Origin of the sequence: Sorangium sp. So ce385 (assembly GCF_051474135.1) — a bacterium.
Taxonomy (GTDB): domain Bacteria; phylum Myxococcota_A; class Polyangia; order Polyangiales; family Polyangiaceae; genus Sorangium; species Sorangium cellulosum_D.
The window spans coordinates 7,664,080-7,690,277 of sequence record NZ_CP150337.1 but is presented as its reverse complement, the minus strand read 5'-3'; the positions used below and the strand labels follow the sequence as shown (position 1 = coordinate 7,690,277).

Annotated in this window: 17 protein-coding genes; 4 read left to right on the top strand and 13 right to left on the bottom strand. The window is 72.7% G+C overall.

The features are described from left to right. Positions 1-77: 77 nt before the first annotated feature. Both WME83_RS27845 and WME83_RS27840 read right to left on the bottom strand, forming a co-directional pair. Positions 78-1,955 (bottom strand): DUF885 domain-containing protein, encoded by a 1,878-nt coding sequence (locus WME83_RS27845; RefSeq protein ID WP_437312726.1) that lies wholly within the window; start codon positions 1,953-1,955, stop codon positions 78-80. A gap of 290 nt (positions 1,956-2,245) precedes the next feature. Next, the gene (locus WME83_RS27840) at positions 2,246-3,133 is read right to left on the bottom strand and encodes an SCE4755 family polysaccharide monooxygenase-like protein (RefSeq protein ID WP_437312725.1); all 888 of its coding nucleotides are present in this window, start codon (positions 3,131-3,133) and stop codon (positions 2,246-2,248) included. Between the two features lie 667 nt (positions 3,134-3,800). Here WME83_RS27840 and WME83_RS27835 point away from each other — a divergent pair. Continuing rightward, a complete protein-coding gene (locus WME83_RS27835) occupies positions 3,801-5,822 on the top strand; it encodes a lipoxygenase family protein (protein ID WP_437312724.1) in 2,022 nt (673 codons plus the stop codon). 232 nt (positions 5,823-6,054) lie between these two features. After that, complete coding sequence (locus tag WME83_RS27830; protein WP_437312723.1) at positions 6,055-8,274, top strand: cytochrome c peroxidase; 2,220 nt, start codon at positions 6,055-6,057, stop codon at positions 8,272-8,274. A 100-nt stretch (positions 8,275-8,374) separates the two neighbouring features. Here WME83_RS27830 and WME83_RS27825 read toward each other — a convergent pair whose 3' ends face one another. Further along, positions 8,375-9,034 carry a carbonic anhydrase gene (locus WME83_RS27825; RefSeq protein ID WP_437312722.1) on the bottom strand — a complete coding sequence of 220 codons (660 nt, stop codon included), beginning with the start codon at positions 9,032-9,034 and terminating at the stop codon, positions 8,375-8,377. 158 nt (positions 9,035-9,192) lie between these two features. Continuing rightward, on the bottom strand, positions 9,193-13,143 hold the full coding sequence (locus tag WME83_RS27820) for a M36 family metallopeptidase (RefSeq protein ID WP_437312721.1): 3,951 nt from the start codon (positions 13,141-13,143) through the stop codon (positions 9,193-9,195). Between the two features lie 807 nt (positions 13,144-13,950). Here WME83_RS27820 and WME83_RS27815 point away from each other — a divergent pair. Continuing rightward, the gene (locus WME83_RS27815) at positions 13,951-14,910 is read left to right on the top strand and encodes a diacylglycerol/polyprenol kinase family protein (protein WP_437312720.1); all 960 of its coding nucleotides are present in this window, start codon (positions 13,951-13,953) and stop codon (positions 14,908-14,910) included. A gap of 2 nt (positions 14,911-14,912) precedes the next feature. On the opposite strand, the gene WME83_RS27810 is transcribed toward WME83_RS27815, so the two are convergent. The 8 genes from WME83_RS27810 to WME83_RS27775 all read right to left on the bottom strand — a co-directional run bounded on the left by WME83_RS27810 (position 14,913) and on the right by WME83_RS27775 (position 23,963). Further along, positions 14,913-15,554: an HD domain-containing protein gene (locus tag WME83_RS27810; RefSeq protein ID WP_437312719.1), complete on the bottom strand. Its 642-nt coding sequence runs from the start codon at positions 15,552-15,554 to the stop codon at positions 14,913-14,915. Positions 15,555-15,640: 86 nt separating this feature from the next. Further along, positions 15,641-16,453, bottom strand: coding sequence for a mechanosensitive ion channel family protein (locus WME83_RS27805; RefSeq protein ID WP_437312718.1), 813 nt, complete (start codon positions 16,451-16,453; stop codon positions 15,641-15,643). Positions 16,454-16,576: 123 nt separating this feature from the next. Next, positions 16,577-17,437, bottom strand: coding sequence for a mechanosensitive ion channel family protein (locus WME83_RS27800; RefSeq protein WP_437312717.1), 861 nt, complete (start codon positions 17,435-17,437; stop codon positions 16,577-16,579). Positions 17,438-17,758: 321 nt separating this feature from the next. Continuing rightward, positions 17,759-18,679 carry an SUMF1/EgtB/PvdO family nonheme iron enzyme gene (locus tag WME83_RS27795; RefSeq protein WP_437312716.1) on the bottom strand — a complete coding sequence of 307 codons (921 nt, stop codon included), beginning with the start codon at positions 18,677-18,679 and terminating at the stop codon, positions 17,759-17,761. 499 nt (positions 18,680-19,178) lie between these two features. After that, positions 19,179-20,402, bottom strand: a complete 1,224-nt coding sequence (locus WME83_RS27790) for a matrixin family metalloprotease (protein ID WP_437312715.1) — start codon at positions 20,400-20,402, stop codon at positions 19,179-19,181. A 1-nt stretch (position 20,403) separates the two neighbouring features. After that, positions 20,404-20,973 (bottom strand): hypothetical protein, encoded by a 570-nt coding sequence (locus tag WME83_RS27785; RefSeq protein WP_437312714.1) that lies wholly within the window; start codon positions 20,971-20,973, stop codon positions 20,404-20,406. Between the two features lie 374 nt (positions 20,974-21,347). Continuing rightward, entirely contained in the window at positions 21,348-23,363 is a 2,016-nt protein-coding gene (locus WME83_RS27780; protein WP_437312713.1) for a DUF4139 domain-containing protein, read from the bottom strand. A 117-nt stretch (positions 23,364-23,480) separates the two neighbouring features. Beyond that, positions 23,481-23,963, bottom strand: coding sequence for a peroxiredoxin (locus WME83_RS27775; RefSeq protein ID WP_437312712.1), 483 nt, complete (start codon positions 23,961-23,963; stop codon positions 23,481-23,483). A 269-nt stretch (positions 23,964-24,232) separates the two neighbouring features. Here WME83_RS27775 and WME83_RS27770 point away from each other — a divergent pair, with 269 nt between their 5' ends. Continuing rightward, entirely contained in the window at positions 24,233-25,390 is a 1,158-nt protein-coding gene (locus tag WME83_RS27770) for a hypothetical protein (RefSeq protein WP_437312711.1), read from the top strand. Between the two features lie 258 nt (positions 25,391-25,648). Here the strand turns inward: WME83_RS27770 and WME83_RS27765 are convergent, their stop codons facing one another. Next, complete coding sequence (locus WME83_RS27765) at positions 25,649-26,134, bottom strand: hypothetical protein (protein WP_437312710.1); 486 nt, start codon at positions 26,132-26,134, stop codon at positions 25,649-25,651. Between the last annotated feature and the right edge of the window lie 64 nt (positions 26,135-26,198).

The window sequence follows — 26,198 nt, the reverse complement described above, 5'->3', positions numbered from 1 at the left end:
GCGAGGCGCGCCGCAAGGGGAGCCCCGGCGAGATCGAGGCCGCGTTCTCTCGCGCCCGGCGCTCGCCTCGCCCTCGCTCAGAGCGCCGGCTGAGCCCCCACGAACCGCTCGATCACCGCCTTGCGCAGCAGCTTCGGCGGCAGGATCCCCTGGGCGAGCACGAAATCGTGGAACCGCTGCGCGTCGAAGCGAGGGCCCATCCTGGACTCGACCTCTGCCCGGAGCTCCATCAGCCGGGTGAACCCGTAGAAATACGACGTCGCCTGCCCCGGCGCGCGGAACGTGTAGCGCTCCACCTCGGACTGCGCGAACGGCGCCGACAGCACCACGTCCTTCTCCAGGAAGGCGCGCGCGGCCGCGGGCGTGATCTTGCCGGCCTGGAGCTCCGGGTCCAGGAAGGCGCGCGCGGCCCGCAGCAGGCGGTATTGCAGCGAGACGAGCTGACCCTCGGGCGGCATGTACGGGAGCAGGATGGCCTCGGCGTAGAGGCCCCACCCCTCCACGTTGGCGCTGTTGTCCGCGAACATCGCCCGGGCGATCGAGACGCCCCGCTCGACCAGCGAGGCGAACTGGAGCTCGTGCCCGGGGCGCGCCTCGTGCGCGGTGAGCGTCCACGAGGCCGCGGCGTGGGTGAAATCGTCGACCTTCCGCAGCCCCGCCGCGGCGCCGGGCGGCGCCGGGAGGCTCAGCGGCAGCACGAACTCCCCTTGTTCGCCCTGGTTGTCGAGCAGCCGCGGCGGCCGCATGTGCGGCGCAGGCATCTCGGCGCTCTCCGCGGCGGTGCCGAGCCGGATGCGCGCCGGCCGCTCGGGCAGGGTGACCAGGCGCTCTTTCCGGAGGATGGCCTCGATCTGGGCGAGCCGCTCCTTGTAATGCGGCAAGATCGCCTCGCCCACCAGCTGCTCCCGCTTCAGGGCGCGGATCACGTCGCGGTAATCCGCGCTCGGCAGCTTGCGCGCGGCGGCGACCGACACCGAGAGCTTCTGCATCTGCGCCTTCAGATCGTCGAAGGCGGCGTGGGCCAGGGACGCGAGCTCGGCGGGCGGGAGATCGACGCCGTACGACTCGAGCGCGAACGCATAGAGCGGCGGCGGCAGCGCGAAGCCGACCCGCGCCCGGGGGAGCACGTCGGCGCGCAGCGCCGCGTCGTACGCCTCGAGCTGGCGGTTCAGCGCGGCGAGCGGCTCCTCGTGGCCGCTGATCGCGTATTTCCGGAAGAGCTCGCCGATGCCCTCCCGCACGCGGGCGTTCGTGGCGAGGTGCCGCTCGATCTCCATCCTGGACGGGGCGAGCAAGCCGGGTTTCCCGAGGTCCTGGGTGAGCCTGGCCCTGGCCTGCTCGGCGATGGGCGCGTGGCCCGCCTCCAGGCCTGCGTAGCGCCGGAGCCGCGTGAGGGCCATGGCCCGCCGCGCCGGCGGGTTCCGGTCGTCGAGCAGGACCGAGATGCCCGTGAACACGAGCCCCGTCACGTGCACGTACGAGACCCGGTGCTTCTCGTCGAGCTCCGAGCCGCGCACCGCGCGATCGGCGGCGTCCAGCAGGATCTGCAGATCTTCGGCGACCGCCGGGTCCTTCTCGGCCTCTCGCCGCTTCTGGAGCTCGACGACGGCCGCGCGGTAGGCCGCGCGCTCCCGCGCCTCGACCCCCGGCGAGAGATCGGTGATCTCCCCGTCCGCGCGCTCGATCCCCGCCGCGCCGGCGTGCTCCGGCGAGAACCGCGCCAGCACGTCGAGGAGCACCTGCGCGTGCTCGTTGCTGCGCTCGACCCACGCCGGGGTGCGCGGGGCGGCCGCGGGCGCGGCGGGCGGCGCCGGCTTCGCGCTCGCGTTCGCTACGGCCGGCGGCGCCGGCGAGGGCAGGGGAGCCGGCGCGGCCGCGGGAGGCGGCGCCTCGCGGGCGCACGCGGCCACGAGCAGGGGAACGACGGCGAAGGGGCGGAGGGCGCGCAGGGCCATATCGCACCTCTGGCACAGGCGCCGCCGCGGGCCAATCACGACGAAGACACGCGACGGCTCCGCGAGCGCGCCTTTCGCTGCCGTGGCGCGCCGCCCGCGCGACCTGTGTTGTTCTTCATGAACTCCGCGGTTTACAGCGTGCTTCTCCAACCCGCGCGCGCGGCGATCGCCCGGCGGATCGGGCGCATCTCACGGCGTGCCCTCCTCCGGCGCGGAGCGGGTCGCCTGCGGGACGCGCCACGGAGCGCGTCCCGCGCAGGCGCGCGCGCCGAGCTCACGCGCCGATGTGCTCAGCGGCGGCGGCGCCAGCGCAGGAGCCCGAGCGCGAGCAGGCCTGCGACGGTGGCGATCGTCGGGTCCTCGGCGGCGCCGACGCGGCAGCCGCAACCCGACGAAGAGGAGGAGTCGGACGCGTCGGCGCCGGCGCTGCCGCCGTCGCCGCTCGCGCCGGCGCCGCCGTCGCCGGCGCTGCCGCCGGAGGACGCGGTGCTGCCGCCGTCGCCGGCGCCGCCGCTGCTCACGCTGCTCGATGCAGCGCCGCCCTCGCCGGAGTCGCCGCCTGCGCCGCCCGCGCCGCCGGACCCGGTGGGCTCACCCTCGCGCGGGAGGATCGTGACGATCGCGCAGTGGTGATAGAAGCAGCCGCCCGGGTTGTTGATCCCGTGGTTCGACATGAACTCGCTGACCTGCAGCGTGCAGTTGTCGCAGGTCAGATCGTCGGGGAGCTTGATCTCGACGGTCTGCTCGCCCGTGAACGCCGACGTGTGGACGAGCAGGCCGTCCGCCACGAGGGGGAGCTGAGGATCGGTCTCGATGACGGTGGAGCCGCACGGCGTGGCGCCCGCGGTCACCGCCGGATCCGGGGGGAGGGACTCCGGATTCTCGGCGATCGACACGCGGTAATGGCCCGGGTGGAATATCGTCTCGTCGATCCTCAGCGTGATCGTCTGACCCTGGACATACGTGGTCACCTCGCCGGTCAGCTCGATCGGGTTCCCGGGGTCTGCCTGGCCGCAGGGTGCGCTCTTCTGCGGGTCGCCGAGGCTGCTCTGCTCCGAGTAGCAAGCGGGCTCGAGCAGGGCGAAGTGGGCGTGGGCCACGGCCGGGTCGAGCGCGGCGAGGGCCGCCGCGGCGAGGGTCGCTGCCGCGGGCGCGCGCCACGGCGCCCTGGGTCTCATTCGTGATGTTTGCATCGCAATTCTCTAGGTCAGGAGGTGGTCTCGCGGCCGCGCCCGTGGAGACTCGTTGCCTCTCCTCCGAGGGCGTCGCGGGCGGCTACTCTCCACCACCGCTTGTCCGCCGCCAAGCCCGAACTCGCCGCGGCGACGACACCCGAGCTCGCGATCGCCGCGCCGACGACAACCAAGCTCGAACTCGCCGCTGTCAGCGGTCGCCGGACCGCGGCGGCGCAGCGCCGCGCCTCGCGCCGGCCTCGGGACGGCAGCGCCGGCGCCGGCAGAGCGCCGTCGATCCGGGAGCCGCCGTGGCGCGCCGTCGGCCACGCCGCCGCGCCGGACGGCTCGATGGGCTCGACCGGCCGCGCCGCCCTCCTTCGCTCAGGGGGTGGCTCGCGCCCCGGGCCGGCCGGGCGCGCTGCCCGGGCTCCGTACCTCGCCGCCAGGCGACGCAGCGATGTCACCGGATTGCCTTCATGGCCTCCGCGGCCCTGTGGTCGATTCTCGTTTCGTGTGGGCGTGAGCGCGAGTCGTGCGGGCGTGAGCGCGAGGTGCGCGCCCGGCATCTCTCGACTGCCGATCTGCAGATCAGGCCACGCGCCCGATTGTCAGTCGTGTGGACCCGGCGTAGCGTGGTGCTCCTCGCAGTTCCTCCAACATCGAGGGCGTCATGAGTAACCCGTCCCTGCCGCAAAACGACTCTCCCGCGGAGCAGCAGCAGCGCAAGAGCGAGCTCGCTCGGGCCCAGCAGACGTACGTCTACAACCACGACTCCCGTCTATCGCCCCTCGGCGTGGCTCAGAGCGTTCCGAACGGACAGGGGTTTGCCCCCATCCTGGTGGGATCGGCGGCGCTCGTCATCCTCGATCTCGTCGGCAACGTGGTGGCCAAGGCGTCCAAGCTGGTGGGCTCCGACGGCTCGCTCCGCAGCCCGAAGGGCGCCCCGCTGGACGACGCGACGAGCGCCAGGATCCAGGGCGTCCTCCACGATCTCAAGCAACGCCATCGGGAGCTCACCCTGACGCTCACGCCGCTCCATGGCGAGCCCGAGCGGGCCCCCGCGCCGCCGCCGCGAGCGCCGGCGGTCGCGCTGGTCGAGGGGTTCGCGCAGAAGTTCGTCGCGGCGGCCGAGGACCGCGCCCTGGAGAGCGTCCTCGGCGCGACGAACCTTTCCACCAAGAACGTGGGCGATATCATCAAATCGCTGCTGGATACGCTGCTGAGCGCGGCGGGGAAGCTCCTTCTCAGTCTGGTCGGGATGTACGGGCAGGCGACCAGCGTGTACGACTACGTCTCGGAGTTCCAGACGTTCCGCCTGCCCGAGATCGCGAGCGTCTACCAGGACGACTCGATCTTCGCCTGGATGCGGGTGGCGGGGCCGAACCCGCTCGTCCTCAAGCGCGTCGCGTCGCCCGGCGCGAGCTTCCCCGTGACCGACGCGCACTATCGCTCGGTGATGGGCAAGGACGACTCCCTGGCGAGGGCGGGCGAGGAGGGGCGCCTCTACCTGGCCGACTACAAGCTGCTCTCGCAGCTCGTGCCCGGGACCGCGCCGGATCAGCAGAAGTACGTCGAGGCGCCGCTCGCGCTCTTCGCGGTGCCCGCCGCGGGCTCGCCGAGCCGCCTGCTCCGCGCGGTGGCCATCCAGTGCGCGCAGACGCCGGGCGCGGCAAGCCCGATCTTCACCCCTTCGGACGGCGTGGCGTGGGAGGTGGCCAAGCTCCACGTGCAGGTCGCCGACGGGAACTTCCATGAATTGATCTCGCACCTCGGGCAGACCCACCTCGTCATGGAGGCGTTCGCGATGGCCACCCCGCGGCAGCTCGCGCCCGAGCACCCGGTCAACGTCCTGCTCACGCCGCATTTTCAGGGCACCCTGGCGATCAACAACGCCGCCGAGGCCGATCTCATCGCCCCGGGAGGCCCGGTGGACAACCTGCTCGCCGGGACGATCGCGTCGTCCACCCAGCTCGCGGTCGACGCCGTGCTGGGCTACAGCGTCAATCAGCAGTTCCTCCCGGTGGCGCTCGCGCACCGCGGCGTCGACGACCCGAGCACCCTGCCGAGCTACCCCTACCGGGACGACGCGATGCTGCTCTGGGACGCGATTCATACGTGGGTGTCGCGGTACCTCGCGGTCTATTACACGAGCGACGCAGACGTGCTGGGCGATTACGAGCTGCAAGGCTGGATGGCCGAGCTGTCCTCCCCTTCGGGATGCGGCCTGAAAGACATCGGCGAGGACGGGGCGATCCGCACCGTCGCTTACCTGGCGGACCTGCTGACGCACGTGATCTTCACTGCCAGCGCCCAGCACGCGGCCGTGAACTTCCCGCAGAGCTCCCTCATGAGCTTCACCCCGGCGCTCCCGCTCGCCGCCTACGCCCCGGCGCCGAGCATCACCGAGGGCCTGCCGTCCTCGGAGATCTTCCAGCACCTGCCGCCCCTGCAGCAGGCGCTGCTCCAGATCAACGTGATGATGCTCCTCGGCGGCGTCTACTACTCGCGGCTCGGCGACTACGACCGGAACATCCCGGGGGCGTATTTCACCGACGCGCGGATCCGCGAGCCCCTCGAGGCGTTCCAGCGCGAGCTGATGGAGATCGAGGCGACCATCGGCAAGCGCAACCTCCAGCGCTACCCGTACGTCGTCCTCCTGCCGTCGCAGATCCCGCAGAGCATCAATATCTGACGCTGTCGCGGCGGGCCGGCGCCGCCGTCCGGGCAGGAGGGCGGGAGGAAGATCCCGATACGGCGGCTCGGCGGGGAGACCGGCTCCGCCGGACATCGCCGCTCGCCCGCTCTGGACCCTTGCCGGTGGGGATCGCCTCGCCCATGTTCCCGCCCGCAGGATCGCATCGATCGCGCTGCCGAGCCCGGGAGGCCGCGGCCGCCTCTCCGCGTCGCCACCTCGTCGAGAGAACATGGACGCATCCATCCCTGGAGTCCCAGCGCCGGGCGAGATCCTCGCGGACAAGTATCGAGTCGAGCGCGTGCTCGGGCGCGGCGGCATGGGCGTGGTCCTCGCCGCGGAGCACCTGGCGCTCCGGCAGCCGGTCGCGCTGAAGCTCTTGCTCCCGGGCTGCATGCAGTCGGCCAGCGCCGTGGAGCGCTTCCTGCGCGAGGCCCGCGCGGCCGCGTCGCTCCAGGGCAGTCACGTGGTGCGCGTGCTCGACGCAGGGCTGCTCGACGCGGGCACGCCCTACCTGGTCATGGAGCGCTTGACGGGGCACGATCTCCGCGAGGTGCTCCGCCAGCGCGACCACCTCCCGGTCGACGAGGCCGTGGACCTCGTTTTGCAGGCCTGCGAGGCGATCGCCGAGGCGCACGCGCGCGGGATCGTCCACCGCGACCTCAAGCCGGCGAACCTGTTCCTGACGAGGGACGAGCGCGGGGTCGCGCTCCTCAAGGTGCTCGATTTCGGCCTCTCGAAGTGCGCCGCGGACGACGAGGCCTGGAGCCTCACGAGCCCGAACCTGATCGCGGGCTCGATCCCGTACATGGCGCCCGAGCAGGCGCTCGGCTTGAAGTGGGCAGACGCGCGCGCCGACATCTGGGCGCTCGGCGTGATCCTCTACGAGCTTCTCACCGGGCGCCGCCCCTTCGAGGCCGGCCGGACGCCGGAGAGCCTGCTCGTGAGCCACGAGGCCCCGCCGGCGGCCGTCAGCGCGTGGGGCATCGACGTGCCGGCGGGGCTCGAGGGCGCGATCCTGCGCTGCCTGGAGAAGGACCGGCTCCTGCGCCCGCAGACGATCGCCGAGCTGGCCCAGGCGATCGCGCCGTTCGGGACGCCGGCGGCCCGCGCTTCGGTCGAGCACATCCGCCGCTGCTCGGCGCCGCGCGACCGCTGCGAGCCGTCGCTCGAGCCGACCGAGCCCCTCTCGCCGGCGCGAGGGGACCGGGCGCGCGCCCGCGACGAGGGCGCCACGGCGCGGCTGCCGCCGCACGCGAGCGCCGCGCAGCGGACGGCGTCCGACGCGCCGCCGGGCGCGCACCGGTCGGTGAGCCCGGTCGTCACGTTGGCCGCCGGGGCGGGGGCTCCGGACGCGCGGCTCACCGCGGACGCGAGCGCGTTCGCGACCGCGCGGCCTCGGCGGTCGTCCTCGGCGGTCCTGGCCTTCGCGGTGGCCGCCGCCGCGGCGCTCGCCTGGGCGCTCTCGCGCATGGCGCCGCCGGAGCCGCCGCCCGACGAGATCGCCCCGGAGCGGCTCGAGAGCTTCGCGCCGCTGCCCACGGGGCCCACGACGCCGCTGGATCCGGCCGCCGCAGCGCAGATCAAGCTCGGCCGGATGCTCTTTCAGGACCCGCGCCTGTCCGGGCACCACGACGTCGCCTGCACCTCGTGCCACCCGCTCGACACCTGGGGCGTGGATCGCAGGAAGCTATCGCGGGGGAGCGAGGGCCGCGAGCCGCCGCGGAACACGCTGAGCATCTACAACATCGCCGGCTATTTCGCGTTCTTGTGGGATGGCCGGAAGAACAGCCTCGTCGATCAGGCCAAGGAGGTGCTCCTGTCCCGGAACGCGATGGCGTCGACGCCCGAGGGCATCGAGGCGGCGCTGCGCTCGTCCGAGGGATACGCGCGGGCGTTCGCGCTCGCGTTTCCCGAGCAGCGCGACGCCGTGACGTTCCACAACGTGGCGGAGGCGCTCGCGGCCTTCGAGGCCACGCTGTTCACGAGGAGCCGCTGGGACGCCTTCCTCGAGGGCGAAAAGACCGCGCTGAGCGGCGAGGAGAAGGCGGGGTTCAACGCGTTCGTCGACACCGGCTGCATTTCCTGCCACTTCGGGCCCGACATCGGCGCGACGATGTACCAGAAGGCCGGGCTCGTGAAGCCGTGGCCCAACACGAAGGACAGGGGCCGCTACGAGATCACGCGGCGCGGGGCCGACTGGATGGTCTTCCGCGTGCCCAGCCTGCGCAACGTGGCCCAGACAGGGCCCTATTTTCACGACGGCTCGGTCTCCTCGCTCGAGGAGGCCGTGAGGATGATGGCGAGACACCAGCTCGGGAAGGAGCTGCGCGACAGGGAGGTTTACCTCATCGTCCGCTGGTTCGGGAGCCTGACCGGCGAGATCCCCCGCGCCGACATCGAGCTCGACGAGGCGTCTCGCGCGATCGTGACGAACCGCGCGGCGCCGTGAGCGCCGGCGCCCCGGGAGGCTCGGCCTCGCGGGAAGCGCCGGAATCAGGCGTCATCGCGCGCTGTCGGCGTCATCGCGCGTCATCGCGCGTCATCGAGCGTCACGCGCGATCGAGGAACGTCACCTCGCCGGTCTCCAAGGCGTACTCGGCGCCGACGATGCGCATGCCCTCCTCGGCGCACAGCCGCTCGAGCAGGCGGCTGCCGTGCCGGAGGTGATCGCACGAGTTGCGCACGTTGGCGCGGACCGCCTCGCGCATCAGGAAATCCCTGGGAGCGTGGCGGCCGGCGGCGCTCACCACCGTCTGCACCGGGGCGCGGCAGCGCTCGACGATGTCGCGGATGTTGTCGGTGAGGACGCCGCCGCTCTCCTCCTGGAGCAGCTCGCCCAGCGTGGCCTTGATGGCGCCGCAGCGCGAGTGGCCCATCACCACGGCGAGGCGCGTCCCGAAGGCGGCGGCGGCGAACTCCACGCTGCCGACCAGCGAAGGCGCCACCACGTTGCCCGCCACCCGGATGACGAACAGGTCGCCGAGGCCCTGGTCGAAGATGAGCTCGGACGGCACCCGCGAGTCCGAGCAGGAGAGGATGATGGCGAACGGCCGCTGCCCTTCCGCGAGCGCGGCCCGCTCTCGCCGGCCGAGCACCACGTGCTCGCTGCGATCGTTGTCCACGAAGCGCCGGTTGCCCTCGATCAGCCGCTCCAGCGCCTGACCGGCGGACATGGGGGGCAGGGCGGGCGGGGGGTCGGTGATGCTCATGACGGCCGGACACCGTGGTGGAGCGCGCGGCGGGCGTCAATGGGCTGTCACCCGCCGTGGTGCGTGCATGGGATTCGGCCTTCGAGCGACCTGGTCGCGACCTGGTCACCGCCGACGCCGCGCTCGGGCCCAGCGCGGGGGCGCGGCCCGCGCGGGGATCACCTCCCCGCGCCGCGCCGCCGCCGCGCCGCGAGCGCCGCGACGGCGGCCGCCGCCCCGAGCGCGCCCAGCGGAGCGCGCGGCGCTCCCCCCGGGATCGCGCACCCGCACCCCTCCTCCGGCGGCGACGGCTCCCTCGCCGGATCGACCACCACGCTCACCTGGTCGGCCGCCTCCAGGATCCCGTCGCTGACCTTCACCTCGAACGCGAGCGTCGTCGCCGCGGCCACCTCGGGCGCCACGAAGGTCGCCCGCGCGCCGTCGCCCAGCAGCTCGACCGCCGGCCCCGCCGTCTGCGTCCAGGAGAACGTCAGCTCGTCCTCCTCGGGATCCGAGCTCCCCGACGCGTCGAGCGTCACCAGCTCTCCGACCGCGACCGCCTGATCCGCGCCGGCGTCGGCCGCCGGCCCTCGCTGACAAGAGGCGGTGTCCTCGATGAGCGTCGCGAACGGCTTGTTCTTCACGCCCGCAAACCCGATGTCGTCGATCTCCCAGCCGGTGTCGCCCGCGGCCTCGTCGGTGCCGACCCGGAACCGCACCCGCACCGTCTTTCCGGCGAACGCCGTCCCCAGATCGACCGACACCCTGTCGAGCTCGGGCCACGACGCGCTCTCGCCGACGAACGCCCTCCGCCTGGCCAGCGGATTGCCCGACTCGGCCGTGATCCTCCCGCCGTAGCCCGGATCCGCGGTCTTCGCGACGTCGACCCACGTCTCGCCGCCGTCGGCGCTGATCTCGATCACCGCGCCGTCCCAGAACGTGCCGTCGCTCGCCTCGAACTGGTGCCGGTGCGCGAACGTCAGCGCGAAGCGCTCGGTCTCGCTGACCTCCAGGGGAGGCGACACGAGCGCAGCGTCGGACAGGGTCCCGAGATCGACGCCGCGCCACACGCGGTTCGGCGCGGTCCCCTCGGCGCGCGACCACACGAGCTCGCCGGAGAGCCCGTCGACGGTCCACGTCGTGCTCTGCGTCTCCACGCCGTCGACCGCCGACGACCCGGGGACCTCATCGTAGTTCACGCGGCGCACCAGGGCCTCGACCCGGGTCGGCGTGCAGGCCTCGGCGCTCTTCAGCGTCAGGTTGAGCTTCAGGTCCTCGGCGGGCTTCATGTTCCGGTCGAGCTTCACCGGCACGGTCGCGGTCCCGGTCGCGAACGGCGCGATGTCGCCGAACGACACGCGCGCGCCGTCCGGGAAGGTCACCCCGCCGCCCGGCCCCTCGATCGACGCCACCGCGCCGGTCAGGGGCGCCGCGCCGCGATTGACGATCTCGATCGTGACCGTACCGGACTCCTCCGCGTCGAGCAGCCCGTCGCGGTCGCAGGAGCCGGCGCTGTCGTCGAGCTCCGCGCGGACCAGCGCGATCTCGGGCTGGACCTTGAAGCTCTCGACCACGCCGGAGAGGCCCTGCGCGTCGACGCGCGGCGACACGGCGCACGTGCCGGCCCCGCGCCGCGCGAACGCCTCCGCCATCGCGCGGAAGTCGCCCTGACCGCTGGCGAGCGCGGCGGCCAGCACCGCGTCGCGCTGCTCGGTGTAGGTCGGGTTGGCGGGGGCGAGCTTCATCCCGGCCACCACGTAATCGCTCATCCGCCGCCGGGTCTGCTCGAACGCGCGCGGCGGCGTCAGGCCGCTGCCGTGCCGGATCAGCGCGACATAGGCCTCGAACATCATGGCCGCCCAGACCTCTCCGGCGTTGTGCACCTCGGAGTTCTGCGGCGCCGTGACGTTGAGCGGGTGGTCGGGGAGGCGCTCGTCGTCCGCGATGTGCCGGAACGTCAGCCCGTTCTTGGCGAAATCGACGGAGTAGGGCGCGCGGCGGATGCCGAAGTAGCTGTCGCCGAGCGCCGCGCTCCCGTAGCTCGAGAGCGGGTAAGCGCCGTCGAGGTCGTCGCCGTCGCGCAGCGCCATGTGCAGCGCGATGAAGTCCCCCCACCCCTCGCTCTGCGCGCCGCACATCTGGGTGCCGCACGCGACCAGACGGAGGTGGATGTAATGGCCCCACTCGTGCGCCACGATGGTGTTGTCGATCGTCCCGTCGCGCTCCACGCTGGGCTCTCGGGTCATCGTGACCCGGAGCGGCGCCTGCGCCCCGGCGAGCGCCGCCTTGAGCGCGCTGCCGTCCTCCAGCGAGACGCTCTGGGCGGGCGTCGTCACGTCGGGGTCGTCGCCGGCGAGCCGCGGGGCCCCGTCGCTCTCGCGGTTGTTGGCGATGATGACGCCGACCGCGCCGGCCTCCTGCGCGTTGCGCGCCTTCTCCGAGAAGGTGCACCCGCCGCGGTCGACGAGGGCGATCTTGCCGGCCACGTCGCTCGTGATCGGCCCGCACGCGTCGCCCCGGGGCGCGGCGTCGTCCTCGCCGAGCGCGAGATCGCCGGTCACCTCGTAGCGCTGGGGGCCGAACATGGCGGTGTTCGACGCGTAATTGGCGTTCTGCGGCGTGACGCTGAGCGACCGCAGGTCCGGCCCGGTCCACAGGTACATCTGCATCCGCGGCGACGCGCCGTCGTACGTCGCATCCATGTTCGCGTTGTCGCGGCTGCCGCCGGTCGCGTCGTCCTGCGCCTCGGCGAGGAACGGGTCGCCGTCGAGGCCGCCCCGGCCGAGGTTGTCGCGCTGGGCGTTGCCCGCGGCCTCGGTGAAGCCGGAGTCGTAATACCAGTCGTGGAGCCAGTTCGTGACGTAGAAGACCTGGGTGACGGCCGCCATGATCTGCTCGGGCCCGGCGAGCGGCTCGGCGCGCAGATCGTAGGTGTAGTCGAACGCGCCCGGCCCCGAGAGCTCCGCGCGCGTATCGCCGCTGGAGAACCCGTCGGGCGCGTTGTGATCCGCGTAGGCGTCGACGTTGTTGCCCTGGGTCGAGGTCGCGTCGCCCGGCAGCCACGGGTCGGCCCGGCCGTCCGGGTTCGTGTTGAAGCCCTCGACGGAGATGAGGCTCGGCGCGATGAACCGCGGGAGATGGCCGTCGGGCCGCCCGGTCGGGTGCGGCGACATGTCCGCGAGGGGCCCGCCGAGCGGGGTGTGCTTGTCGTCGTCCTCCGCCCAGACCCGGTAATCGAAGGTCGCGGCGTGGGAGAGGTTCTCCCGGTAGAGGTACCGCCCGTCGCTGGCCCCGAACACCCACGCTGTCGCGTCGGAGCTCGTCCCTCCGGCGTCGCCCGAGACGAGCTCGACGAAGTAGCCGGGCACGAGCCGGTCGGGCAGCGGAAACAGCACCTTCCTGACCCGCGCCGGCTGCGCGAAGCGCAGGCTCCCGGCGCGCTGGCGCGCGTGCGCGGTGTCCGCGATGTCGAAGAGCCGATATCCGCCCTTCGCCTCGCCGAGGTCGCGGAGATCGGCCGTCTTGATGTCGATGCGGTGCGCGTCGCGCACGGCGCGGACGACCGCCTGCGCCGGCGGGCCCGCGAACGCGCGGCTGCGCTTCGAGCCGGGCCGGAGGGAGCCGGCGCCGGGCGGCAGCGCGACGGCCGACGCGTGCAGGTTGCCGCCGAGGGCGACGAGCGTGAGGTCGCGCTTCATGAGCACCTTGAGCTCGCTGCGGAAGACCGGGATCCCGTCGACGTCCTGGCCCAGCGTCACGAGGATGCCGCCGCGCCCGGTGTCGTGGACGTGGCGCACCACGGCCGTGTCGAGCGCGGCCTGCGGCAGCTGGTAGAGGCGCGCGTACTGCTGCGCGTACCAGCGGGCGGCGGCCTCGGCCGTGCTGTGGGTCGCGGCCGGCGGGCGGTGCTCCGGCGAGGTCGCCCACACGAACGTCGGCACCCCGCGCTGCGGGTCGATCGACGCGACGACGGCGCCCGGCGCGTCGTCGCTGGCGACGCGCGCCACGCCGGGGGGCAGCGCCGGCGGCTCCCTGAAGTAGGCATCGTGATTCGGACGCTCCCGCGCGTGGGCGAGGGGACCGGCGAGCAGCGCGAACGACAGCGCGGTGTACCGAACTGAAACCTTCATGTTCCTCGATTCTCCGATTCCGAGGGAACGACGCCTGTTGGCCACGCGCGCGACGGCCGCGCGCTGCGTCCCGGGCGCCTCGCGCCCACCCGTCGAATCAGCGACGCGGGGCACCCTAGCCGCAGCGTGCGTGCAGGGGAAGCGCGACCGGTCGCGCCCTGTCCAGAGCCGTAAGGCGCCTCTCATGCGATCTCGGCGCAGCGCTCGTCAGGGCGCGAGTCCGGCGGCTCCGATCCTGGCATGGAATAAAGAGGATAGCGTCGCGCTCCACGCCATGAATCCATGAATTGCACTGTCGTGATCGCTGCCTGCGCCGTGGGCGCATCGGCCGCGCGCGTGCCGTGCTCGCCCGACCTGGGCAGGAGCGGACGCTGTCGCGCCCGCCGCCTCCGCCGGAATCGGGCCGGGAGGGGGAGCTGAGGAGGGGGAGCTGAGGAGGGGGAGCTGAGGAGGGGGAGCTGAGGAGGGGGAGCTGAGGAGGGGGAGCTGAGGAGGGGGAGCTGAGGAGGGGGAGCTGAGGAGGGGGAGCTGAGGAGGGGGAAGCTGGGGGAGGGCTGGCTCGGAGGCCCCGGATCATGCAGTGCGTCGTCGCTGCGCGGGCTCGCGCGGCGTCGGCCGCGCAGCCACGGCTCGTGCGGCGTCGCCCGTGCCGCAAGGGCTCGAGCGTGAAGGCGGCTACGCGGCCGTGCGCGCTGTCGCCCGCCTCAGCTGCGCCGGCGCGGCGAGCCAGCCCACGTACGCCCCTGCGGTATGACAAAGCGCTGACATGCCGCGCGGGCTCCGGAGACTATTCTCATAAAAGCCAACGTGATCCACGCCTTGCACGTCGAGACAAAGCTCGTCTCCGAAGAGCTCTGCGCTCTTCTACGTCAGGTTGATCCCGCGGTCTTCGTCTTCCGGGACGAGCCCGAGGTGCGCGCCCGGGTCGATCGGGTGGTGTTGCGGCTCCGGGAGCTCGTCGTGGCGGCCGAGCGCGACGACGCGGGGGGCGCGCTCGATCGGCTCCGCGACCGCCTCCGCGCGCTGCTCGCGGCGGTCGAGCGCGCGACCCCGTCCGGGACGCCCTCGCCCAAGGCGGCGTGGATCGCGTTCCAGCGCGAGGTCCAGCCGGCCTACGAGTCGTTGCTGCTGACGCTGCGCGGGGTCGTCGCGGCGCCGCCGAGCGTCCGGCCGACGAACCATGCGCGCAGCCTGTGGCACGTGGGCTCGGGGCTGGCGGTGCTCGGGCTGGTCCAGCTCCTGCCCGAGCGCGGCTGGCTCGTGGCCGTGAGCGGCGCCTTCGCGGCGGCGGCGTGGTCGATGGAGATCGCGCGCCGGGTGAGCGAGCGGGTCAACGATCGGCTGATGCGGGTCTTCCGGCTCGTGGCGCACCCGCATGAGCGTTACCGGGTGAACTCGTCGACCTGGTACATGACGGCGCTCCTCTTGCTGGCGCTGTTCGGGACGCGGCTGAGCCAGTCGCTCGCCGTGGTGGTGCTCGCGGTGGCCGACCCCGCGGCGGCGCTCATCGGCCGTCGCTTCGGCCGCACGCGGCTGCGCGACGGCCGCTCGCTGGAGGGGACGCTCGCCTTCTTCGCGGCCGGCGCGCTGAGCTCCCTCGCGGTGATGTGGGCGCTCGGCCCCGCGTCGCTCTCCTCGCGGCTCCTCCTGGCCGCCGTCGCCGGCCTGGCCGGGGCGGCCACCGAGCTGTTCTCGTCGCGGATGGACGACAACTTCACGATCCCGGTCGCCGTGGCGGCCGCGGTGACCGTCGCCGGCGCGGGCTGAGCTCAGGGCGCCTCGCCGCCGATCTCGATCGCGAGGTGAGCGAGGTACTGCCTCATGAACTCCGCCCGTCGCGCCCCCTCGCGGCGCCCGGCGGTCGTCCTCAGGCTCTCGGCGGTCTTGAACAGCTTCACATGGAAGTGGTCGATCGCGTTCTCGCGGTCGTTCCACGGCCTCCGCTCGGCGAACGGATCCTGGGGATCGTAGAACCGCACCCCGAGCAGCCCGCCCACGGCGAAGCAGCGGGCGATCCCGATGGCGCCCAGCCCGTCGAGCCGGTCCGCGTCCTGGACGACCCTGGCTTCGAGGGTCCTCGGCTCGATGCCCGCGCTGTAGCTGTGGGCCTCGATGGCGTGGGCGATGTCGTCGAGGAAGGCCTCGGGGTACGCGACGCTCCGGAGGAAGCGCAGCGCCTCCTCCGCGGAGAGCCGCGAGGCCTGGGAGCGCCTGGGATCGTTCTTGGGGACGTTCACGAGGTCGTGCAGCCAGGCCGCGGGGACGACGACCTCCAGCCTGGCCCCTTCGTCCGCCGCGAGGGCCTTGGCCGTGGCGACCACCCGCGTGAAATGCGCCAGATCGTGGGCCGGATCCTTGCCGAGATCGGTCTGCTCGAGCTTCTTCGCGAAGAGCGCTTCCCAGTCCTTCATCCCTCGCCTCTTACTCACCGAGACGAGCGCGAGCAACATCGACGGGGAGAGCGAGGGCCTTTCGAGGCTCGTACGGCAACTCCGTGTCAGGATGACATCTTGCTCCGCTGATGGAGGATGAGCTGCGTCCGGTTCATCAGCTTGACGCCCACCGCGTCGAGCTCCTCGAGCACGGCGACGCGGAGGTTGTGCATGCTCTCGTCCTCTTCGACGGCGCGATACCAGGCCGTCAGCGTGAGGTCGAGCGAGCCGTCCTCCATGTCGGTCAAGAGCACCGTCGGCGCCGGCTCCGGCGCCACGCCGCCGGCCCGCTTGGCCGCGCGCACCAGGGCCTCCATCGACGGCCCGAGGTCGCGCAGCCGGCCCTCCACGTTGATCGTGACGGCGCCGCGCAGCAGCCCTCGATCCGAGTAGTTCACGATGGGGCCGTTCGTCACCGAGGCGTTCGGGATCACGATCTTCTCGTTGTCCGTCGACACGAGCGTGGTGTTGAAGAGCCCGATATCCTCGACGATGCCCCTGTGGTCCCCGATGGCGACCTTGTCCCCGAGCTGGAAGTGCTTGAAGAAGAGGATCAGCACGCCGCTCGCGAAGTTGCTCAGGCTCCCTTGCAGCGCCAGCCCCACGGCCAGCCCGGCCGAGGCGACCACGGCCACGAGGCTCGTCGTGTGGATGCCCACCGTCTCCATCGACGCGATGAACGTCGCCGCGAGCACGATGTAGCGGAGCATCGACGCCAGGAACCGCGCGAGCGCCTGGTCCAGGTGGGTGCTGGACAGCGTCTTGACGGCGATCCGGTACGCCCACTTGCTCGCGAGCCACCCCGCGACGAGGATGACGATCGCGGTGGCGATCGCCTTGAGCGTGGCGAGGGAAGGTACCAGTTCCTCGATGTTCATGGGGCGATGGCCGCGCGGGCGGAGCACGGGCCCCCCCGGGCGTAGAGGATCTGCCCCTTGGGCTCAAGGCCCGTCGCGCGCCGCCCCCGCGCGGGCCGCCGCGCGCGGCCCGCCGGCGGCGCGTCAGGCCGTCGGGTGCGCCTCGGCGCCCGCGCCGCGGGGAGGCGCGGCCGCGAGCTGGTTGATCTGCACGTGCTGGCTCGGGACAGGCAGCCCCAGCTTGCCGAGCTCCTCGCGGATCACCTTGTTGGTGGCGAAGAAGACGTCGCCGTAAGCACTGCTGTGGCAGAAGGGCCGGACGGCCAGCACGGGCCCGGAGAGATTGAACTCGAGGATCTCGACGACGGGCGCGGGCTCGCTGACCACGTTCGGGATGAGCGGGAGGCGCGCCTTGAGCCGGGCGATCGCCGTCTCGTGATCCGCGCCGTGCGCGAGCTGCGCCGTGCAATCGACGCGGCGGAACGGGTTCGCGCTGAAATTCTGGATCGTGTCGCTGAAGATCTTGGCGTTGCCCACGATGGTGCGGACGTTGTCCCCCGTGTCGAGGGCGGTCGCGAAGAGCCCGATCGAGTGCACGGCGCCCGTCACGCCCCCGGCCGTCACGACATCGCCGGTCTTGAAGGGGCGCAGGAGGATCATGAAGATGCCCGCCGCGAGGTTCGAGAGGAGCCCGGACCACGCCATGCCGATGGCGATGCCGACCGCGGCGAGCAGGCTGGCGAAGGTGGTCGTCTCGACGCCGAAGACGCTGAGCACCGCGATGACGAGCAGGATGTTCAGCAGCACGGACGCCGCCGACTCCAGGTAATGCGCCAGCGTGACGTCGAGCTTCTTCAGCGCGGAGCTGCGCTGCATGACCGAGAGGACCCCCCGGATGATCATCCGGCCGATGACCCAGACCAGGATCGCGCCCACGATCTTCGTGCCGACGCTCACCCCGAGCGCGACCCCCATGTCCATGTATCGCTGAACTCTCTCGTCCATCTCAAGCCTCCTGGCGACGTGCGCGCCGCTCGCGGGGCGCCCTGTGCAAGGCGCGTGCGCATCTCGCCCTGAGAGAGCTTCCCCCGGCGGGCAGCTCTATCACGCCACGAGGCCGGTCCGCGAGAGGGGCGGCAGAGATCTTCGAGCATCAGCCCTGCGGCCTGCGCACCTCAGCGGCCGCAGGGCCGGCGCCCGGCCGCGCCTCGAGGCGCCGGCGCGTCCCCCTCGCGCGCCGGCGCCCGCGGGTCCTGCCGCGCCCGCGCACGGTCGCTCCCCTCTGCGGTCAGGATGCCGGGATCTGCGCCGCGGACCCGCTGGGCCCTACGTCGCCTGCGGCTCCACGTCGGCGCAGCAGCGGAAGCCGACCTCGTAGCCGTAGTCGTCTTCCTTGTGAAAGGTCGTCATCGGGCGGCACTGGCTCCGGATCGGACCCCACCACCCGCCCTTGAGGCCGCTGCGGTAGGGGGCCTTCTGGTCGGTGCGCACCACCCACTCGTTGACGTTGCCGTTCAGATCGTAGACGCCCGCCCACGAGGCGCACTCCGCGCGCGAGCCGGCCGGCTCGCGGCCGTCCAGCCGCGCCAGCTCCGCGGCGCATCGCTCGTTCTGCATGCAGGCCTCGTGGTGGAGCAGCCGCTGCGAGTGGTCTGGAAAGCGGTACTCCCGGTCCTGGTTGCACGTCTCGGCGTTCCGCTCGTAGCCATAGACGTACGGCAGCGCCTCGGGGCCCTCGCAGGCGAAGTTGAACTCGGCCTCGGTGCACAGCCGCTTGCCCTGCGCCTCGCAGAGATCGGCGGCCTGCTCCCACGAGGTCAGGGTGCGCGGCAGCTCGCCCGGGACGTTCGGGTACTCGTACCGGTCCATGCAGAACGAGAGGCTCTCGTTCTTCTTGGCGACGCACCGCGACGGCTCGCGGAAACGCAGGCACCGGGCGGCCACGCCCGGCTCGCCGTGGCGCTTCGTCCACTCGGGGTGGTATTCGAGGCATTCTTGCACCACCGCGGGGCAATACTCGCCTTCCACCCGCACCATACCGCCGGGGCACCCCTCGGTCCTTCCGGGCAGGGTGACCGGCGCCTCGATCGCCGGGGGTTCGTCCGTCGTGGGCTCGTCCAGCGGCCCGTCGGTCTCGATCTCCGGCGACGCGACCAGCGGGGGTTCGGACTGGGGGGGTTCGGACGGCGGAAGCTCGGACTGCGGGGGTTCGGACGGCGGAAGCTCGGACTGCGGGGGTTCGGACATCCCCCCGGAAAGCTCGCGCATCTCGCCGTTTCGAGCGCCCCTTCCCTCCGTGTCCGGGTGACTGCTGCAGCCAGAGGCCGCAACGCCAAGCAGTGTCAGTAGTACCGTGATGCCCTGGGTTCGCACAATGACCTCTTCCCACGTTTGCCTACATCAGCGCACATGCGTGGGCCAAGACTTGTACCGAGCTCGCCTCGTTCGTCCCGCGAGCGTCGGGAGCCGGGTGGAGAGATTGCAAAATCCCGGCCTACGGCCGTGCCCGGTGTATCGCGGGCCATGCGGCTGCGCGGCCCGTCGTCGACCCGCGGTGTGGCCGCCAGGGCGGCTCGAATGGCCGCCCGGACGGCCGGGATGGCCGGCCAGCGCCCGGCCACCGCGGCACACCGTCTTGCGCGCGACATGCGCGCCCTACGTCAGTTTTGCGGGGTTGGAGGGCCGCGGACGCGTCGCCGCGCCCACGGCCGGTCGGCGGTCGCCCGGAATGCCCGCGGGCGAGCGCTCAGCGCCGGCGCCGTCGCGAGGCCAGCGCGCCGAGCACGCCGAGGAGCATGACCCCCCCGAGGTCGGCCGAGCGGCCGTTCGTCGAGCACGAGCACCCGGAGTCGCTGCCGGACTCCCCGTCGTCGCCCGTCGGCGCGTCGTCGGGCGACGCGCCGCCGCCGCCCACGCCGCTGCCCGAGGCGCTGCTCGAGGCGGCCGACGAGCTCGCCGTCGCGCTCGTGGTCGATCCGCCGCCGGCCGAGGAGGTCGACGACGTGCTGCTCGCGCTCGCGCCGCCGTCGCCGCCACCCTCGCCGCCGCCACCTCCGCCGCCCCCGTCGACGCCGGCGCACTCGGTGGAGCACTCCGCCGAGCACTCGCCGCAGATGCACTCGATGATGCGGACGTAGATGCTGGCGCCCTCCTCATGATCGTCCACGCAGCGCTGCGCGCACGCGTCGTCCTCGCACTCGGAGTAACAGCCGGCGAATTCCCGGCACGGGACCGACGCGCCGCAGGCGTCGTACCGCGCCCTGCACACGCCCGCGAGGGAGTCGTTGGAGCAGCTGTTGCACCCGCTGCCGCCGCCGCTCGTGGCGCTCGCGGAGCTCGCGGCCGTCGTCCCGCCGACGGGGTACAGGGCGCACACGCCGTCGATGTCGTCGTCCTCGAGGGAGCGGATCGACGCGCCAGCGACGTAGTACGCGGTCATCGTCGCGCCCCGCGCGTCGGAGTGGCCGAGGCCGAGGAAGTGTCCCTCTTCGTGCGTGGCGATCGACTGCGTGTCGACACATCCGTCGTTGCCGGTGTCGTTCCAGCAGAACCCGACGTTGTTGAAGACCATGTCGGCGTCCACGATGGCGTTGCCGAAACCCCAGGCCGGCGTCGTGACGCCGATGACCGAGTTGACGTCGCCGAGCGACGCCGGCCAGGAGTCGCTGATCCAGTGGAACACGCTCTTGCCGTCTCTGTAGTTGTAGCGATCGGTGGTGTCGCCGAGGAGGGTGACCCCCCACTCAGTACACCCCACGCTCGACCACGCCTCGAACCCGGCCTGGATCCGGGAGACGGCGATGCCGGCGATCGGGCCCGGGATCGTCGACTGGTTGATGTAGTAGCCGACGGGCATCTGGCCCCAACGGGGGGTGCTGGGGTCGAGCGGCGTCCACGCGGCGGCCTCGCCAGCGGCGGCGAGGGACGAGAGGGCGCCGAGGGCGGCGGCGAGGGCGATGCGGCGCCTCACCTCACTTCACTCCCGCGAGGCGGACCACGTCCGTCATGAGGCTCTCGACGGGCTCGATCTCCTCGGCCGGCGCCTGCGCGGGCACCAGCGCGCCGCCGTTCCGCCGGACGAGGTGCAGCCCCTCGAGGCTGCGCCGCGCCAGGCCCTTCGTGTCCACGTGATAGACCGACAGCGCGAGCGCCGTGAAGTGCCATCGCCCCTTGTCGCCGGGGCGCAGGAAGACCACCGCGTCCTCGCCCTGCGAGAGGCTGGCGTCGCCGAGCACGCGCTGCGTCTTGCCGTTGTAGGTCCCGCCGATCTGCTCCAGCACGATCACCTTCCGACCCCCGTTGTCCGCGCCGCCCTTGAGCGGCTGAGTGACCGTGAGCTCGGTGCGGGTCACGATCGATCTCCCGTCCTCGGACTCCGTCGTGTACGACTTGCCGACGGTCACGCGCGCGACGGTCGCCGACTTGCGCACGAGCTCCTCGCGCGAGAGCAGGACGGCCGTCGTCGCGTCGGCGGGCGCGCCGAGGCAGAGCAGAGCGGCGGCAGCGGACAGGGAGAGCACTGCATTCACGCTTCTCTTCATGTCGATGACTCCTTAAGACCCTCTGTTCTATCTCGAAGCGCGCGCGGCGGCTATACGGGAATCAGACGGAGTTCGTGCTCTCCGTGCTGCGGTGCAGTACATCTGTCGTGGAGACGGAACATCGCGCGATTGGATGGCGTCATGCCGTCATCTGCGCGCGTCATCCGCGCCCGTCATCCGCGCCCGTCATCCGCGCCCGTCATCCGCGCAGTTGCTCACCGCGCGGGTGGTGGGCCGAAATTTGTGCGGTGCCTGTGGCGTGCTGTTCGTCTCGAGGGCGAGCTCGTCATGTCGCTGCGACGGGAGGGAGATCGTCACCGCGCCCGGGAGCTGCTGCCCGGGCCGCGCACCGTCGGGCCCGCGGCCGGGGAGCCCTAGGGCGCGAGCGACAGGTCGCGCACGTAGTCGGCGAGCGCCCGCTCCGCGCTGGCCAGCGCCTCCCGCGCGCCCGGGAGCTTCGCCGATATCGCGGCGATCCGGTCTTCCTGCTCGCTCAGCGCCCTGAGGTACCGCTCCTGGAGCGCGCTCCCCGCGGGCACGACCTTGAGGTTCTCGCGCACGCGCTCCTGCTCGCTGCGCAGCGCCGCGAGCTCGGCCTCCAGCGCCGAGAGCGCGCGCCGGTGGCCTTCGATCGCCGCCCTGAGCTCCGCGATCCGCGCGAACACGGCGCGCAGCGCCTCGGGGATCTCGCGCGAGGACAGGTACACCCCGATCTGCTCGTCGGAGAGGCTCGTGAGCGTGATCGTGTGCGAGACGGGGTGCTCCAGCGCGACCGTGAGCCGCGCCGTCTCGCCCGCGGCCACCTCCCGCCGGATGCGGTAGCGGTCGCGCGTCGTCTCGACGCCCTCCTTGGGCTCGGCGAGCTCCCAGCCGGCGAGGCGCGGGTGCTCGATGAGCACGACGCGCGGCTCGCGCGCGGCGCCGACGATCGTGTAGAGCGTCACCTTGCGGGCGGTCCGGACGAGCTCCAGCACGCCGCCCTGGATCCTCGCGCGGGCGATCGCCTCCTCGGCCCGCTCCTCGCGGTCGATGCGCACCTTCAGGTCGACGGCGAAGCTCACGAGCCGCGACTCGCCCGGCGGCAGCGCCGCGAGCCGGGCGTCGCCCGCGTAGGTGACGACCCCCCCGGCGGAGCGCTCGTAGACCGTCATCGCGCCGGGCGGCAGGCTCGTGTCGCTGTCGTTCCGCAGCCGCACCGAGGCGAGCGGCCGGTGCGCGCTCGCCTCCCGCTGGTAGAGCCCCACGCGCTCCGCCGGGATCTCGCGCTCGACGATCGGGAGGAGCGCCGTCTGCCCGCTCGCGATCGTGAGGGGCGCCGGGAAGTGGAACACGACCTGCGTCGCCGCCTCCTTGCGCTCCGGCGCGCGATCCTGGGCCTTCTCCTCGGCCACGCCCTTCTCGGCGGGCGCGGGGGCCCCGGCGGGGCCCGCGAGGCCTTGGTAGCCCGCGTGCCGCGCCGCCCTGGCCGCGAGCGCCGCGGCGCCGTCGTCGAGCCGCGGCAGCACCCGCTCGGCGACGTCGACGGGCACCTCCGGGCGGGACACGTAGTAGATCTCGTAGAGCGCCTGGCGGAACGTCACCGGGTTGCCCGACACCAGGGTGAAATCCACGTTCTCCCAGTCGCCGCCGGTCTGGTTCTCCACGACCGCCCACCCGGAGAGCGCGCCGGTCTTCGCCTGCGCGTCCTCCGGCACGGTGAGCCGATACGAGGTCTTCCAGAGCGGCACCTCGATGACATAGGCCACCCGGACCACCCGCTCGCCCTCGCCGGCCGTGCGCACGACGAGCTCGCGGCGGTTGCGCTGGCGCCGGGTCGAGAGCCCGAGCAGCGCCGCGCCGACCTGCTGCCGCAGCCGCTCCTCGGAGAACTCCACGCTCTCGAGCTCCTCCAGGACGACCTGCTTCAGCGCGCCGCCCGACATCAGCGCGAGCCGGTGCCGGTTCTCCGAGCCGCCGCCCGGCAGCGCCACCTGCGCCGCCGTGACCGCGACGATCCGCCCGGCGACGATCCCCTCGGGCCCGCGGGTCCGCACCTCGGCGCCGCGCAGGGCGTTCAGCAGGGCGGCCTCGGACTCCAGCGCTCCCTCGTCGAACGGGAGCTCGCGGAACAGGTCGCGCAGCGGCTCCCTCCCGGGGAGCGTGATGTTCCCGGTCACGCCGCGATCGTCATAGACGACGATGCTCTTCAGGACATCGTCGACCTGATCGAGCCGCACCTCGAGCCGGAGCTCGGCGTCGCCGCGCACGCGGGCCTCGTACTCGAAATAGCCGACGCCGCCGGTCGAGAGCACGACCCGGCGCAGCGAGAGCGCGCCCACCGCGGCCCCCGGCGGGGCAACACCGGTCGCGTCGGCCGCCAGCGTCGCTGTCGTCCACAAGTGATGATCCATCGTCGCCTCCCCCCGGCGGAGGCGTGCGATGGCCCCGCCGTGGGGGTTCATAACGCCCCTCTCGAGGGCGTCAACGACGGGCGACGAGGGCAGTTCGCGCGCCGCCCCCGGCGCCCGTCAACCGCGGCCGGAGGCCTCGATCCGCTTCACGACGGCGAGCGCCTCCTCGACGTGCCTCGCCGCGCGGAGCTGGGAAGAAAAGGCATGTCGAACGACCCCCTCGCGATCGATGACGAACGTCACGCGGCCCGGGAGGAGCCCCAAGAGCGGCTTGACGCCGTAGCGCGCCGCGATCTGCCCGCCGGGGTCGCTGAGCAGCGTCATGGGCAGGCGGTGCTTCTGCGCGAACTGCTCGTGGGATCCCTCCGAGTCGGCGCTCACCCCGATGACCTCGGCGCCGGCCTCCGCGAACGCGTCGTAACGATCGCGGAAAGCGCACGACTCCGCGGTGCATATCGGGGTGTCGTCCTTGGGATAGAAAAAGAGGACGACGGCCTTCTTGCCCCGGAAATCCGAGAGCTTCACCGCCTCTCGCTTCTGCGATTGCAGGGTGAAGTCAGGGGCGATCTCACCGACGGACAGGGGGGAGGAGCCGAGCATGGCGGTCCTCTACCCGATGCGCCGCGCCGCGTCCAAGGCCGCGGGGCCGCGCGGAGACCCGCCGGCGGCGCGCGCGGCGGCGGTTCCTCGCTCCGGAGCTTCTTCGTCATCTCCCGGCAGGCGCCCGGCCGGGGGACTCGGCGTCTCCCGGGGACCGTGCCCGCGCCCGACCGCGCCCGGGAGAGCTCGAGCGAGCGGCGGCCCCGAAGGCGCGCAGCGCGCGCCGGACACCGGCCGCGGGCGGCCGATCGGGCTACCCTGGGCGCCCCATGGCCACCACGTTCGCTGCGCTCATCTTTCGACCCGCCGAGATCCCGGACCGCGCGCTGTCCCAGGGCTTTGCCGTGGCGCTCGGCGGCTGGGACGTCGCCTCGCCGCGCCTGTTCGTCGCGCCGCTCCCGGGCGTGCCCGGCTACGCTGCCGCGTACTACTCGAGCGGCGAGCCCGCGGGCGGCGGCGACGAGCTCGACCACCTCGCCGAGCTCTTCGAGGACGAGCTCTCCCCGCCCGTCGCCGTGCTCGACGCGGCCGAAGGGCTCGGCCACGCGGGCGCGACGATCTTCGCGCTCGTGTTCTCGGAGGAGGTCGTCCACGACGACGGCTGGCGCTTCGAGGCGAGCGGGTTCGTCCGCCACTTCGTGCGGGAAGGGGAGGACGGCCTCGAGGCCGGCGTGGAGACGCCCGACCGGAGCGATCTCGTCGCCGTCGACGTCGACCTGCCGGAGACCGCGACCGCCCAGGAGGAGCGCGACGCGACGGATCGCGCGATCCGGCCGCACCGCGGCTCCACGTTCCTCGCGGCCGAGCTGGGGGCGCCGGTGCTCGGCGCGCTCATGGGCGGCCTCTTCGCGCCCGAGCGCCGGGTCGCGGTGCACCTCGTCGAGCCGGGGCCGGGGTCGATCGCCGCGGAGGTGAAGCGGCTCAACCGGGTGCTCCGCCGCGAGGACGGCCGCGGCGCGAAGGCGGAGCCCCCGCCGCCCGTCCGCGGCGTCGCCCCGCCGGCGACGTACGCGGCGTTCGCGCGCGCCTACGACTGGGCCGATCCGGCGGATCCGGAGGATCTCTACCGGGAGCTCGCGATCGGCGCCGTCGAGGGCACGCTGCGCTTCCTGCGCGAGGACGAGCTCCTCGGCCACGAGCGCGAGCCCGGCTGGGACGCGGCGGCCGCGCGGCAGCTCTACCCGATCGCGCGGCTCTCGGGCTCGGCGCTCGGCGGCGGCGCGGCCCAGCGGGCGATCCTCGCGCTCGGGGCCGACGGCGAAGCGCTCTGGGTCGTCCGCGGCGGCACGAGCGCGACGCCGGCCGGTCCGACGTTCGGCGAGCTCCTGCGCTACCTCTCGCTGGGCTGGTCGCGCCGGAGCGACGCGGAGGAAGACCTCATCGGGGCGCTGATGCTGCGCGCGCGCCTCAGGTCCCTCGGGGGCTGAGCCGACGCGCGGGCGGCTGGGCGTCCGCCATGGAACGGTCGAACAGGACGGTGGGAGAACGATGCCGTCGCCGACTCCCCACCTCCCGATGAGGCGCTTCGCCACGCGCGTTTCTATTCAATGGATAGGCCGTGCGTCCGAGCCCGCCGACCTGGGCGTGGGGCGCTTTGCCACGCGAATTTCTATTGAAGCGATGGTGATGAGCGTCGCGCCCCGCGCCTGCGGCGTGGGGCGCCTCGGTGCGTGTGCTCGCTCCGATCAGAGATAGGTGTCGTACGCCTGGCGCCCGGTGATGGCGGGGCGGACCGGGTACATGCTGGGGTCGTCAAGGACCATGTGGAGCACGCCCACGTCCCGTTCGCCGTGGGCGAATACGCTCACGAGGATCCCGCCCTGCTTGACGCCCTTTTCGTAGCGTTCCGCCCAGTGCTTCGGGACGCCTGCGGAGATGAGGATCTCGCGCAGTCCGCCGGTGATCCCGGCGCCGACCGCGGTCGCCACCACGGCGGCGAGCGGGCCGGCCACGACGAATCCGAGGTCGGGGACCACGGCGCTCATCGCGATGGCGGCGCCGAACGTGTGCGCCGGCGGGGTTCCGTCCGGAACCCTGAAGCACCTGTGGCGCGTGGCGTCGGTCATCAGCAGGCTGACGTCCTGTCGCGTGTAGCCGCAGTCGATGATGCGTTCCGCCGCGGCTTCCGCCTCGTCGCGCGTCTGCACCAGGCCAATTACGAGCTTCGCCATGAGAGACCTCCTTCGCGTGAGCGCGTCCCCGCTCCGGGCCCCCGCGGCGGATACCGCACGGACC

Bases quoted from the DNA above. Each gene is read 5' to 3' on its own strand.
- WME83_RS27805 (WP_437312718.1), bottom strand. From the start codon at position 16,453: ATGAACATCGAGGAACTGGTACCTTCCCTCGCCACGCTCAAGGCGATC.
- WME83_RS27845 (WP_437312726.1), bottom strand. From the start codon at position 1,955: ATGGCCCTGCGCGCCCTCCGCCCCTTCGCCGTCGTTCCCCTGCTCGTG.
- WME83_RS27810 (WP_437312719.1), bottom strand. From the start codon at position 15,554: ATGAAGGACTGGGAAGCGCTCTTCGCGAAGAAGCTCGAGCAGACCGAT.
- WME83_RS27800 (WP_437312717.1), bottom strand. From the start codon at position 17,437: ATGGACGAGAGAGTTCAGCGATACATGGACATGGGGGTCGCGCTCGGG.
- WME83_RS27840 (WP_437312725.1), bottom strand. From the start codon at position 3,133: ATGAGACCCAGGGCGCCGTGGCGCGCGCCCGCGGCAGCGACCCTCGCC.
- WME83_RS27835 (WP_437312724.1), top strand. From the start codon at position 3,801: ATGAGTAACCCGTCCCTGCCGCAAAACGACTCTCCCGCGGAGCAGCAG.
- WME83_RS27795 (WP_437312716.1), bottom strand. From the start codon at position 18,679: ATGTCCGAACCCCCGCAGTCCGAGCTTCCGCCGTCCGAACCCCCGCAG.
- WME83_RS27765 (WP_437312710.1), bottom strand. From the start codon at position 26,134: ATGGCGAAGCTCGTAATTGGCCTGGTGCAGACGCGCGACGAGGCGGAA.
- WME83_RS27780 (WP_437312713.1), bottom strand. From the start codon at position 23,363: ATGGATCATCACTTGTGGACGACAGCGACGCTGGCGGCCGACGCGACC.
- WME83_RS27785 (WP_437312714.1), bottom strand. From the start codon at position 20,973: ATGAAGAGAAGCGTGAATGCAGTGCTCTCCCTGTCCGCTGCCGCCGCT.
- WME83_RS27775 (WP_437312712.1), bottom strand. From the start codon at position 23,963: ATGCTCGGCTCCTCCCCCCTGTCCGTCGGTGAGATCGCCCCTGACTTC.
- WME83_RS27820 (WP_437312721.1), bottom strand. From the start codon at position 13,143: ATGAAGGTTTCAGTTCGGTACACCGCGCTGTCGTTCGCGCTGCTCGCC.
- WME83_RS27770 (WP_437312711.1), top strand. From the start codon at position 24,233: ATGGCCACCACGTTCGCTGCGCTCATCTTTCGACCCGCCGAGATCCCG.
- WME83_RS27830 (WP_437312723.1), top strand. From the start codon at position 6,055: ATGGACGCATCCATCCCTGGAGTCCCAGCGCCGGGCGAGATCCTCGCG.
- WME83_RS27825 (WP_437312722.1), bottom strand. From the start codon at position 9,034: ATGAGCATCACCGACCCCCCGCCCGCCCTGCCCCCCATGTCCGCCGGT.